Genomic DNA, 12,585 nt, shown 5'->3' on the forward strand with positions numbered 1-12,585 from the left:
TCGCCTCTTTTGAATTCCATGCGACTTTTTGCAATTAATGGAAGCCGCCATTCATCATGCCGAACAACTACCTCGACCCCGGTCCGACGAGAGATGAACTTGACTCATCCACGGGACTGAAACTGCTGGAGTTCGGCGCCCCCTGGTGCGGCCACTGCCAGCTGGCGGCGCCGGCGGTTGAGGAGGCGCTCGCGGAGTTTTCCGGCGTCGAGCACGTCAAAGTCGAAGATGGCCCCGGCCGACCGCTGGGGCGTTCCTTCCGCGTCAAGCTTTGGCCGACGCTGATTGCCCTTCGCGACGGGGCGGAAGCGGCTCGTGCGGTGCGCCCTGAAACCGCCGATGCGGTGCGGGCCCTGCTGCGACAACTCTAACTACTTGCTGGGAATTGCCGCATTTTGCGACACGCGGCACACGACGGCGCCCTGACCTCCGCGTCGCTTCTCGATTAAAATGGGGCCATGCCGAGCGGCAGACCGCTCTACTTGGCTGGCGGATCACTTTATCGGAAAGCGTTTTCACGCATGTCGCGCATCAAACGGATTCTCGTCACCGGCGGCGCCGGGTTTCTTGGCTCGCACCTGTGCGAACGCCTGGTTGCCGAAGGGCACGACGTCCTCTGCCTCGACAATTTTTTCACGAGCCAGAAGAGCAACGTCGAGCACCTGCTGGGGAAGCCGAATTTCGAGCTGATCCGCCACGACGTCACGGTGCCGATTCATCTGGAAGTCGACGAAATCTACAACCTCGCCTGCCCCGCCGCGCCCGGGCACTATCAGTACAATCCGATCAAAACGATGAAGACGTCGGTGATCGGGTCGATCAACATGCTCGGCATGGCCAAGCGCTGCCGGGCGAAGATCTTGCAGGCGTCGACGAGCGAAGTTTATGGCGACCCGGAAGTTCACCCGCAGGTCGAGAGTTACCGCGGTTCGGTGAATCCAATCGGCCCGCGGGCTTGCTACGACGAGGGCAAACGCGCCGCCGAGACGCTGTTCGTCGACTATCACCGCATGAACAACGTGAACGTCCGGATTGTGCGGATCTTCAATACCTACGGCCCGCGGATGCATCCGTACGACGGCCGGGTCGTGTCGAACTTCATTCGCCAGGCGCTGGCGGGAGAAGACATCACGATCTTCGGCGACGGCGAGCAGACCCGCAGCTTCTGTTATCGCGACGATCTGATCGAGGGCTTTGTCCGCATGATGGCGGCGCCCGACGATTTCATCGGTCCGGTGAATATCGGCAACCCCGGCGAGTTCACGATTCGCGAGCTGGCGGAGCTTGTGATTGAGTTGACCGGATCGAAGTCAAAGCTGGTCACACGGCCGCTGCCGGCGGATGATCCGACGCGGAGGCGGCCAGATATCACGCTCGCCAAAGCGAAGTTGGGTTGGGAGCCGAAGGCGCCGCTGCGCGAAGGGCTGGCGGAAACGATCAAGTGGTTCCGGTCGATTGACGTCGCCGACTACCGTGCGCCAACGCCCAACTATTGATCGCCGTCGCCGCGTCCAGTCACCGCGAACAAGAGCGGTCGCAACAATTGATAAACGACGATGCCGATGGTGACCCCGAGCACGTCGGCGGCCCAGTCGCTCATGTCGCAGGTCCGCCAGACGGGAATCTGCGTCCACTCGTCGAAGGCGCCGTAAATGACCCCGGCAAGCCAAACCGCGAAGTAGTGTCGCGCGCCAAGGATGCCGATCGTCAATTCCCAACCGGCAAGAACGAGATAGGTGAGCAGCAAATACCCTGCGAAGTGGGCCCACTTGTCGGAGAACGACGGGCCGCCGGGTCCGAAGGAGGGGATGTGCGTGCCCATGAAGAGCAGCGCAAAATAGACGATCGCCAGCGTCCGCGCGCGCGAGGCGATGCGTTGAAGCCGATCGGTGCGGGGCGGCGGGGCGTCGGGCGTCATGGCGAAGAAGGGCGAGACGTCGCAAGCGAGGGGGGATCGATTGCGACCAAGTCTTTAGGGGCGATTCGACAGTCTAATGGGACGACGCCCCGTCGGATAGGAATCAAACCTCTGCGAGTCAATGCGAATGGGAAGTCTGTCGGACGATGAAAGGTACATGAGGCTCGCGTTGCAACAGGCGACGGCGGCGGCCGAAGCGGATGAAGCTCCGGTTGGCGCCGTGATCGTTGCGGCGGGCCGCGTGCTGGCGGCCGCTCGGAACGAGCGCGAAGCGCTGCGGGACCCGACGGCGCACGCCGAGATGATTGCGATCACGCAGGCGGCGTCGGCGCTGGAGAGCTGGCGTTTGGAGAACTGCACGCTTTACGTCACCTTGGAGCCGTGCCCCATGTGCGCCGGCGCCATCGTGATGGCGCGGATTCCACGGGTGGTCTTTGGGGCGCTCGATCCGAAGGGGGGCGCGGTGCGCAGTCTTTATCGACTGCTGGAGGACGAACGGCTGAACCACCGGGTCGAGGTCGTCGAGGGCGTCCTGAGCGAACCGTGCGGCCAAGTTCTGTCAGAGTTCTTTCGAGGAAAGCGTCGAGACCGGCGGCGACCGGACGGCGGCTGACGCGACTTGAGCGAAATAACGGCCCAGAGAGTCCAGGCGGCGCCCGCGGAAAGGATTGGCCGGATCGCGCCGGCGGACGGGAAGTCGTCGGGTGCGATTGTCGCTCCAATGGCGCCGATTTTCCCGGCGATTGGCCAAAAGATCCTGGCGAAGCGGTCGAGAAAATGGCTGACAGGCGCTGGCGCTGCGATCAAACTGGAAGCTTGCCTTGCGTCTGGCTGGCGACTTCGCCAACGGCTAAGTTTGTCCCGCCGCAGACGTAAGGATAGAATCAAACGAGATCTGAGCCCATCCAACAAGCCGGCGCGACGTTGCCCGCGGAGTCGACCATGAGAGCATTTTTGGCGGCAGTGGCGTTAACTTCAATGTTCGCCCTTCAGGCGCATGCACAGCAGCAGGCCAATTACTCTCAAGCGCAGCTGAATGCCCTTAAGAATCACAACTCGGCGGCGACGTTCACCAGCGACCGCGTCAAGAGCCAAATCTACAATCGCTCGGTGCCGCAGTATAATTTTTCGAACGTCAATCGCGGCCTGTTCAGGGGAGCGATGAATGGCCAAGGCCAAGGCCGATCGAAACCGTTCTCGCATGTGAGTCAAGGACCAAGCTCGTCGCCTTATCTCGGCATGTTGGCGGACAACCCGTTCACCTCGACGACGTCAAACTATTTCAATCACGTCCGCCCCCAGATCGAGCAGCAAAAGGCGAACGAAAAGTTGATGATGCAGAACGCCAAGATGCAGCATCAACTCAATGAGATCGCGGCCAAGCCGCCGTATGACATTACCGGTTCGGAAGATCGCGCTCCCACGGGACACGCATCGGTCTACCAAAACAATGGCGGCGTCTACGCCAACCCGGGCGGCTATTATCCGCAGGTGCAGATTCGCAGCGTCCGCGGGCAGAAGTAATCGGCCGAACTTCGCACGGCGTTGACGCTTGCTGAATCATGGTCCGCAGGCCCTGCTAGCTCATGCGTTCGCGCCGACCCCGCCGCCTTCTTGTCGCCGAACTGCTCTTGGCGCAATCTCTGGGTTTCTGCTAGAAGCCCCGCCGCTTTTCGCGCACTCTTCGTGCAGACACACTTCCAGCGGCGCCGTCGGGCCGAGCCTTGGCCCGGCGCTGCGATAGGGATGGAACCCCATGAACCAGGGATGTACCTCCGCGCGCTCGGGACGGCTCAGCAAGGCCGTTTGTTGGAGCGCCTTCATGGCCTTCGTGCTTGCCTCGGCGGCTAGCGTCGCGCTAGCGCAGCAGGCGCCGGCGCGGCGAAACGTTCGCGACGCCGATCGGGCGGCGGGCGAGTTGATCGATTCGTTTTTCGATTCCGCCGCTGACGGCAGCCGATCAATGCGCCCGGTCAAGAACGCACTCGGCGGCCAGCCGAGCAAGGCATCCGTTCGACCGCAGTGGACCGCTCGCTTGGCCCGCAATCCAAAGGCCGACGACGGCAACCCGCCGTATGTGCTCATTGACCGCTACGGCGGCATTCAGCGCTACGTCGAACCGACGCCGACCGTCAATCTCGATCGCTATCTAGGCCAAACGATCACCGTTCGCCGCGATACGGGGCACACGCTGCTGGCGAGTCAACTGGAGCTTCCTAAACTTGCGCGCCCGGCCGGGGCCGTGGTCGGCGGCGGCGATGTTCGCTTGGCGGCCGCCGAAGAACCGGCGACGCCCGGGGAACCGACGTTAGCAGATGGGGCCGCGGCCGCGGAAGCGATTCCCGCGGAGCCTTTGCCCGATCCCATTCCCCAACCGCAGTCGATGGTCGAGGGCCAGCAAGGACCTTGGCTCGACGCCGCGGGCAATCCGATCAATCTGCCGGAAGGTTCAGACCCGCTTTATCTAGACGAGTCCGAAGGCCCCCATTTGCAAGGATGCGCCAGCTGCGGCAGCGCCGTCTGCCAAGCGCAAGGAGGCTGCGGACTCGGTTCGCGGCCCGTGTTGTGGGTGCGCGGCGAATATCTCGCCTGGTGGGCCGACGGGATGGATATTCCGCCGCTGGTGGTGCGCGGCGACGCGGTGACGAATCCCGATCCGCCGCCAGCTCAAGTCTTCGGCAATGCGTTCGTCGTCTACGGCAATCAAACGATTCTCGACGGCGTGCGCAGCGGCGGCCGCGTCCGCGCCGGCTATTGGCTGGACGACTACGGTCAAACGGCCATCGAAGGCGAATACTTCGGCTTCGGGCAAATCAGCGAGCAATTCAACGACGGGGGCGATGGCACGTTTCCGATCGTCGGTCGTCCCTTTATCGACGCCACCACGGGATTGAACGCGGTTGAAGACGTCTCGTTTCCCGGTATCCGAGGGTCGGTCGTGGTCAATAGCGACAGCAAATTCCAGTCGGCTGGAATTGGTTTGCGGCGGAATCTCTGCTGCGCCAGCGGGCAAACGTGCTGCGGCGATCCGGTCACTTGCGGCAGTCAAGTGGGCGGCTGCGGCGCGGGCGTCGGCGGCGGGCCGTGCGCGACGTTGTTCGGCAAGGGAACTCGACACACCGACGTCTACTTTGGCTTTCGCTGGGCCCAATTGCAGGAGGGGCTCGCGATTCAAGAGAACCTTGAGGTCATCGCGCCGTCGACCGACGTTGGGACGACCTTCCAGGTGAACGATGCATTCAACGTCAACAACGAGTTCGTCGGCGGCGAAATCGGGTTCATCTGGGACTGGGACTATCGCCGTTGGTCGCTCGAGGCGCTGACGAAGCTGGGAGTCGGCTCGACGCGGCAGCGCGTCAACATTAGCGGCAGCACCACGCGCACCGAGCCGGGCGAGGATCCGGAGACGCGGAGCGGCGGTCTGCTGGCGCAAGACAGCAATATCGGCAACTACGAACGGAATGAACTGAGCGTCCTACCGCAACTGGGCGTCACGCTCGGTTACAAGCTCACTGAGAGATTGAAGCTGACCGGCGGCTACACGTTCGTCTACTGGAGCAACGTCGTGCGACCGGGCGACCAGATCGATCCGGAAGTGAACCCCGGCAATCTGCCGTTCGCCAACCCGCCCGATGCCGACGGTCTGCCGGCGCGTCCGCAGTTCAGCTTTCGCCAGAACGATTTCTGGGCTCACGGGTTGAGCGCGGGCCTTGAGTATCAGTGGTAGCGTCGCCAGCATGGGCAGCGCTCCTGGCTGAGTTTCCATCCGCTTGTCACGTCACGACGCCCGGCGAAATGTGGTGTTTTCGCCGGGCGGTTTCCATTTCTGGCGCTTTCGCGCTTCCCGTCGACTGGGGGTGCTGGCGCGGTGCGCGGAAATCGTCCGGCTCGTGGGAATCTGTGCGGATTAAGCGGCCGCGGGTGGCCGATAACACTCCAAAGTCGTCCTCCCTTCTTTGTCCACTCGTTGTCGAGGGTGCTCGCATGGCGCCGCTGCGTTTTAATCCGCAATCGCTCTTCCGCATGTTCCAGCCGGCCCGCGCGAGTCAACTGACGCTTGCCAAGGGAACCCGCCGGCGGAAAGGGCTCGGCTTCGAGTCGCTTGAATCGCGGCAGATGATGGCCGCCGACATGGCCGAGATCGTCGGCACAGTGCGACTGGACGTGCAGAATGACGACAATGCGGCTAATGATACGCTGATCGCCGGCGCCACGGTGCAACTTTACCGCGACAACGGCAACGGCACATTCGACGTGGGCGACGCCGTCGTCGGCGGCATCGCCACGACGGACGCGCTGGGGCAGTACCGCTTCACCGGGCTTGGCGCCGGCAAGTACTTCGCCAAGCTCACGCTGCCGTCGGCCTTCCAAACCAAGGCGGGCGGCGGTCTGCAGGAAATCAACATCAGCGCGGCCGAGTCCGACGGAACGATCGGGCAGACGATTGACGACTTCGAGTCGAACCAAATCGCCGGCGCGGCGCCTCCGCTCCCTTCGAGCGACAATTCCACCAAGGCCGACACGGGCGTCTTGGGCGGCGAGCGCGACCTGCATGTTGTGCTTACCGAAGGGAGCGACATTTATTCGTCGGTTTCGCTGATCAGCGGCGGCGGCTTCCTCCGGCTCGCCAGCGGCAGCATGGTGAAAGGGAACGCCAAAGTCGTTTGGGACGGCCAAGACGGCAGCGCCACGTCGCTAAACCCGACCGGCCTGGGCGGGCTCGATTTTACCTCGTTCAACGGCAACACGATGACTGGCGTCGTGCTCAAGGTCGGCGCCGATCATCCCAACAGCGTCGTCAAGCTGAAGGTCTACACGAACGCCGGCAAGTGGACGGAATTCACGGCGACGGTCCCGGAAACGAACGGCGGCGCGGCGACGGCCCAGCTGACCTTCAACTTCACCGGTCCGGCTAGCAACAGCGCTGGCGGCGGCGTCGACTTCAGCAGCGTCGGTGCGATTGAGCTGACTTTCGAAGGGGTCACGGCCGTCGACGGCATGGTATCGCTGGTGGGCGTCATCGGACTGACGACGAAAACTGCCGACTTCACCGCGTACGAAAAGATCAACCTCGGCGACCGCGTCTGGAATGACGCGAACAACAACAGCCAACTCGACAACGGTGAGCAAGGAATCAGCGGCGTCAAGCTGAATCTCTACAGCGACGTCGACGCCAACAATCAATTCACCCCGGGCGTCGATACCTTCGTCGCCACGACCAACACCAACGGCACGGGTTTCTACCAATTCACCGATTTGCTGCCTGGTCACTACATCGTGCAGGTCGATTCGTCCAATTTCAACGCCGGGCAGGCGCTTGAGGGCCTGAAGTCGAGCACTGGCGGCGCGGTCGATCCTGACAACGGCGTCGACGGCGACGACAACGGCGTCGCGTTGGCGGGCTACGGCGTCGTCAGCCAGGCGCTCTCGCTGATTGCGGCCAATAACACGGTCGACTTCGGATTCTTCGGGTTCGACCTAGTGCTCGACAAGTCGATCGAGCAGACCTCGGCCTCGCCGCTGGAAGAACTCGAGTATACGGTGCGAATCATCAACGATGGCCCCTCGACGGCGCAAAACGTCTCGTTCGTCGACGATCTGCCGGCCGGCGTGACTTACAAGTCGCTCACCGTTGACAAGGCGGGCATCAATCTCACTCACTCCAGCGGCAAGATCACCGGCAGCCTGGGGAACATGGCCGCGGGCGAGGTCATCCTCGTCAAGATTCGCGTTGACGTGAAGGCCAACGCCACCGGCACGCTGCTCAACAAGGCCGAGGTCAGCGCACCAGACGAAGAGTATCTCCTGAACAACAAGGACGAAGTCGAGATACCCATCGTTCCGAAGATCGACCTCGCCGTCGACAAGATCGACAGTAAGGATCCAGTCAAGCCAGGCGAAACGTTCACCTACACCGTCACCGTGGTCAACAACGGTCCGTCCAGCGCTACTGGCGTCACGGTCGTCGACACGATGCCGGCGACAGGCGTCACGTACCTCACGTCGTCGCGGGCGGTGAGCGTCAACGGCCGCGAGCTGACGTACGACCTGGGAGGCCTCGCCGCGGGGGCCTCGGTCACGTTCACGATTACCGTGCAAGTGAACCAGAACTTCACGGGCACGCTACTGAACGAAGTGGTCGTCTCGGCGAACGAAGAAGAGACGACCTACGCGAACAATCACGACGCGGAGCCGACGGTGGTGAAGATCGACCCCGCGAGCCTCGACGGCTACGTCTACGTCGACAAGGACAACGACGGCATCAAGGACGGGGGCGAGAAGCCCATTGCCGCGGTGATTCTCACGCTGACTGGTACGGATATCTTCGGCGCGTCGGTAACGCGGACAACGGTGACGGACGCGAACGGTTACTACAGCTTCGCCAACCTGGTTCCGGGTACGTACCATGTCAATCAGACGCAGCCGACCAAGTACAAGGACGGCAAGGACACGGTCGGCAACACGTTTAATTTGTTGGGCGAAATGTTGATCAATAAGAACGGATTCTTGGGCCTCGACACCGTCGGCAATGACAACGCGGACGCCGACTCGATCCAGCAGATCACGCTCGACAGCGGTTATGCGGCGAAGGATTACAACTTCGGCGAACTGGCCGTCACAACCAGCAAGGTTGATTTCATCCGGCCGATTTTCTACCGCTAGTCCTCGCACAAGCATTTCGACGGTCAGCCGTTGACGCGCCGTCGGGCGAGTCAACGGCTTTTTTATTGCGCTCCGAAAAATGCTTACGGGCCAAGTCTGCCTGAAAATTCGAAGTAATTCACAGTTGCGAGCGGCACAAACCCGGTTCGTGACCTAGGGTTGTAATGCCCGGCCATGCGCCTGTCGCGATGGCGGCGGCTCGTCGCCGGGCAGGGGTTACGGCCCCTCCTTGTCACGCCCTCATCCATCCTGCCACGAACTCTTCTCGCCTCGGTCAAACCTGCGTCGCCCAGCGTTCGCCGCTGCGCGCTCGTCAGCGTTGCCGCCGGCGCGCAGAACTCGCCTGCCGAGGTTACCCCATGCGGAACCAGCGAAAACCAGCGTCGCAGCGCCGCGGCACCGCCGTCGTCGAAGCGGCGGTGGTGCTGCCGGTCTTCGTGCTGCTGATGTTCGGCATCATCGAATTCGGTCACGCGACGATGGTGATCAATCTCCTGCAGAGCGGTTGCCGCACGGCGGCGCGGATGGGTTCGATGCAGGGGCCGAACACGAGCCAAGTCGTCGAGAAGGTTCGTCAAACGCTCGGTTCGGCCATCGATCCGAACGTGGTCAACATCTACGTCCAAGACGCCAGTTCGCTCGATTCCGGAGGAGTCTGGCCGACGAACGACGCCGAGGTGCAAGCCCTTCCCCCGATTGAAGTTTCCGAGGCCGAGCCTCGTCAAATGTTCGTCGTCCGCGCCAGCGTCAACTACAACGACGTCTCGGTGCTTCCCATGCCTTTCCTGGCCGGCGTCACCCTCGACGCCCAAGCCTTTATGCGACACGAGTGATGTCCACTACATAGGAAGCCCATGCCATGTCCCCCGCCGCTTTTCAACGACGTTGGAAACGTCGCACCCCGTCAGCCGCACGATGCGGCGCCGTAGCCGTCGAATTCGCCGCCATTGCGCCGCTGCTGCTGGCGATCATTGTCGGACTCATCGAACTGTCGCGCGTTTATAGCGTGCAGAACTGCCTGGAAACCGCCGCGCGAGAAGGAGCTCGGTTCGCCGCGCTCGATCGCTCGGGCATGATGCTCGGCGGCAAGACAGCCAATCAAAAGCTCGTCGACGACGTGAAGAATTATCTCGCCTCGAACAACATCAATCCCGACAAGGTAAACGTCAAAGTCACCGCCGCCGATAACCCAGATCAAGATTTCAACCTCGACGATCCCGCCAACGATCTTGAGCTGTTTCAAGTGCGCGTCGACGTCCCCTATTCGGACGTCAGCTACTCGCCGGTGAGCGACGCCAACGACTACAGCCTCAACGCCGCGCTCACGTTTCGCAATGGTCGAGCGGTCGTGAACGACTAATCCCCCCTCCTGCCCCGCCGCGCGATCGCGGCCCCTCGTGCTCCTCGGAGATCCTGCCATGAAACTCGAACCCGACATCCAGCGGCCGCCCCTATCGCCGCGGCGGCTCAACGCACCGCCGCGGCGCCGCGGCATCATTCTCGTCCTTACCGGCTTTTGCTTGGTCGCGCTCTTCGCCTTCGTCGCCCTTTCGGTCGACGCCGGGCGAATGGTGCTCACCGGCACGAAGATGCAGAACGCGGTCGACGCCGCGGCGTTGGCGGCCGCTCAAGAAATCTCGGCAGCCATTCACGCCGCCGGGCAGGGAGAGGGTTCGGCCAACGTCGACGCTAACTCGATCGCCGTCGAGCAGGCCCGCGCGATGGCCGCTCAAGTTGCCGAAGCGAACGGCCTCTACATCGATCCCGGCGAGGACGTGACGTTCGGCAAGCGCGTCTTTGACGAAGCGTCGGGAAACTGGCCGATCCAGTGGGGCGCTTCGCCCTTCAACGTCGTGAAGGTCGTCGGCCGCAAAACCGACGAAGACGTCACGGCGCCCGACGGGCAACTGCCGTTGGCGTTCGGGTGGGCGGTCGGCCGCTCGAAGGTGCCGCTCACCGCCTCGGCGACGGCGTTTGTCGAGGCCCGCGACCTGGTCGTAGTGCTCGACTTCTCGGCGTCGATGAACGACGACAGCACGCTGCTCGACAGCGCACTGTCGCAAGCGCAGGTCGAAGCGCAGCTCGACGCAATGTGGGCGTCGCTGCAGTCGGCGAACCCCAAGTGGCCCTCGACGACGACCAGCAAGTTCCCGTCGACCGGCTTCGGCCAGGTGAAGTCGGCAGCCGGCACCTACGTGGCCAGCACGGATACGAACACCATCTTCACGACGCTGCAGCTCAATGCCCGCAACGGCGACGGATCGGCGAAGTATCCTTTCCCGCAGTCGGGCCGCAACAGCAACGGTACGCCCAAGTCGAAGCTCAGCGCGTCGGCAAACGATACGGCCTGGAAGGCGTACATCACCTACGTGAAGGGTCTCACGGGAACGTACAAGCAAAAGTACGGCTATCGTACGCTGCTCAGTTACCTGCAGAACAGCAAAAACGGCTGGTATGAATCGGAAGACCTTTGGCGGACGCCCCATTATCCCTTTCACGCCGTGAAGCAGGGCACCACCTTGTTCTTCGACTTCCTGACGGATCTCGACTTCGGCGACGAGGTGGGCATCGTCAGCTACGGCACCTACGCGGTCAAGGAGTGGGATCACCACGATGGCGAGGTCGACATCGACATCAGCAGCGACCCGATCACGGCTGACTATGCCACCCTCAACGCGATTCAGGTTCGTCACCAGGCCGGCCACTACGACGACTACACCGGCATGGGCGACGGTATCTTGAAGGGGCGCGAACTACTGCTTGGCGTCGATAGCGATCCGCTCGACGACGGCTTCTCGCGCTTCGGCGCCAGGCCCACGATGATCGTTATGACCGACGGCCAGGCGAATCGCTGCCCGTCCGGTTGGAGTTTGCCGGCCAGCTTCAAGTGGAAAGATTGGACCGACTACGACGGAGACGGAGTCGCCAATTACACGACCTCCGACAAGTTCAAGCAATACGCCTTTTGGGAGGCGAGTAAGGCGATCGATCGGGGGGCCACGCTCCACACGCTCGCCGTAGGCGCCGGCGGCGATCGTGCGTTGATGACGGCCATCGCCTTTGCTGGCGGCGGCATCTACATCAACGTCCCCGGCGGCAGCACCGTCGGCGCGATGGAGACCCAGCTGCGAGACGCCTTCAAGCAGATCGCATCGAAGGTGCCGCCGGCGAAGTTGGTGTACGAGTTCCCGGAAAACTAACGCTCATGCTGCGTCGGTGGTCCGGCACGAAGTAGCCCCGGCCAACCTAGGCCGGGGTTATTTGTTTGAGGAGAACGTCGCGCGATCTGGCCCGACGCGACGTTCATCGGCAAGGCAGCCGGCAGTGCTCGGTCGAGATGCTCGGTGTCCAAGTCTCGGTTGCAGCCTGCCGGTTGCCGTTCGGCGGTGACGTCAGTGGTCCGCGGTCAGTTGTCAGTTGCGGCTAACGCGAGGGCTTCAGGCCCTTTGCATTCGCAACTGACGACAGGCAGCGGACCGCTGACTTTTTTCATTCAGTCTTCGTATGTCGCCGCACTGCGGCGTCGGCGCGAGTAACCGAGTCGCAGGCGATTGGCTTTCGAGACGTACTCGCCTTCGAGGAAGTAGTAGCCGCCCAGCAACTTGTAGAAGAACAGAATGAGCAGCGTGCCGGCGGTACCGACGACCATCCCCAGAGGGCTGACGGGGATGACGCGTTGTCCTTCGTTGAAGTAGCTGACGACGCCGCACCCAAGAATGGTGCCGCCGACGCCCATCAGCACCGTGGCGATGGCGCCCCCCGGATCGCGGCCCGGCATGATCCCCTTGGCCAACAGACCGATCACCGTGCCGAAGCCGATCCAGACCAGCACGTCGTTGACGAGTTGCTGGGCCGAGTCGTTCAAGACGACCCCTTGTGCTGCGTCGAAGCCTTCCATGGCGTCACCACTTTTCATTGATTGGCGTTCGAGCCGAGGCGTTGGCGTGGTCAACGCGTAACGTCCCCATTCTATTGCTCGGTATTCCGTGGCAGGAACTGTAGCA

Annotated in this window: 11 protein-coding genes; 9 read left to right on the top strand and 2 right to left on the bottom strand. The window is 62.5% G+C overall.

What is annotated here, in order from left to right:
* The first annotated feature begins 56 nt into the window (after window positions 1-56).
* Together I41_RS01460 and I41_RS01465 are read left to right on the top strand one after the other, a co-directional pair.
* The gene (locus I41_RS01460) at window positions 57-371 is read left to right on the top strand and encodes a thioredoxin family protein (RefSeq protein ID WP_145430285.1); all 315 of its coding nucleotides are present in this window, start codon (window positions 57-59) and stop codon (window positions 369-371) included.
* A 150-nt stretch (window positions 372-521) separates the two neighbouring features.
* Window positions 522-1,496 (top strand): UDP-glucuronic acid decarboxylase family protein, encoded by a 975-nt coding sequence (locus I41_RS01465; RefSeq protein WP_145430287.1) that lies wholly within the window; start codon window positions 522-524, stop codon window positions 1,494-1,496.
* Here the strand turns inward: I41_RS01465 and I41_RS01470 are convergent.
* Window positions 1,490-1,918 (bottom strand): VanZ family protein, encoded by a 429-nt coding sequence (locus I41_RS01470; RefSeq protein ID WP_145430289.1) that lies wholly within the window; start codon window positions 1,916-1,918, stop codon window positions 1,490-1,492. The two genes, I41_RS01465 and I41_RS01470, sit on opposite strands and share 7 nt — an antisense overlap.
* Window positions 1,919-2,045: 127 nt before the next feature.
* Between I41_RS01470 and tadA the strand changes: the two genes are divergently transcribed.
* From tadA to I41_RS01505, 7 genes are all read left to right on the top strand, one after another.
* On the top strand, window positions 2,046-2,531 hold the full coding sequence (gene tadA / locus I41_RS01475; RefSeq protein ID WP_261342472.1) for a tRNA adenosine(34) deaminase TadA: 486 nt from the start codon (window positions 2,046-2,048) through the stop codon (window positions 2,529-2,531).
* Window positions 2,532-2,860: 329 nt separating this feature from the next.
* A complete protein-coding gene (locus I41_RS01480) occupies window positions 2,861-3,442 on the top strand; it encodes a hypothetical protein (protein WP_145430293.1) in 582 nt (193 codons plus the stop codon).
* A gap of 298 nt (window positions 3,443-3,740) precedes the next feature.
* The gene (locus I41_RS01485; protein ID WP_168206604.1) at window positions 3,741-5,645 is read left to right on the top strand and encodes a BBP7 family outer membrane beta-barrel protein; all 1,905 of its coding nucleotides are present in this window, start codon (window positions 3,741-3,743) and stop codon (window positions 5,643-5,645) included.
* Window positions 5,646-5,902: 257 nt separating this feature from the next.
* Window positions 5,903-8,581, top strand: a complete 2,679-nt coding sequence (locus tag I41_RS01490; protein ID WP_168206605.1) for a DUF11 domain-containing protein — start codon at window positions 5,903-5,905, stop codon at window positions 8,579-8,581.
* Window positions 8,582-8,940: 359 nt separating this feature from the next.
* Complete coding sequence (locus I41_RS01495) at window positions 8,941-9,414, top strand: TadE/TadG family type IV pilus assembly protein (RefSeq protein WP_145430300.1); 474 nt, start codon at window positions 8,941-8,943, stop codon at window positions 9,412-9,414.
* A gap of 26 nt (window positions 9,415-9,440) precedes the next feature.
* Window positions 9,441-9,941 carry a TadE family protein gene (locus I41_RS01500; RefSeq protein ID WP_145430302.1) on the top strand — a complete coding sequence of 167 codons (501 nt, stop codon included), beginning with the start codon at window positions 9,441-9,443 and terminating at the stop codon, window positions 9,939-9,941.
* A gap of 58 nt (window positions 9,942-9,999) precedes the next feature.
* Window positions 10,000-11,781 carry a vWA domain-containing protein gene (locus tag I41_RS01505; RefSeq protein ID WP_145430304.1) on the top strand — a complete coding sequence of 594 codons (1,782 nt, stop codon included), beginning with the start codon at window positions 10,000-10,002 and terminating at the stop codon, window positions 11,779-11,781.
* Window positions 11,782-12,074: 293 nt separating this feature from the next.
* Here the strand turns inward: I41_RS01505 and I41_RS01510 are convergent, their stop codons facing one another.
* Window positions 12,075-12,479 (bottom strand): GlsB/YeaQ/YmgE family stress response membrane protein, encoded by a 405-nt coding sequence (locus I41_RS01510; RefSeq protein ID WP_145430306.1) that lies wholly within the window; start codon window positions 12,477-12,479, stop codon window positions 12,075-12,077.
* Window positions 12,480-12,585 lie beyond the last annotated feature (106 nt).

This window comes from Lacipirellula limnantheis, from assembly GCF_007746075.1.
GTDB lineage: Bacteria > Planctomycetota > Planctomycetia > Pirellulales > Lacipirellulaceae > Lacipirellula > Lacipirellula limnantheis.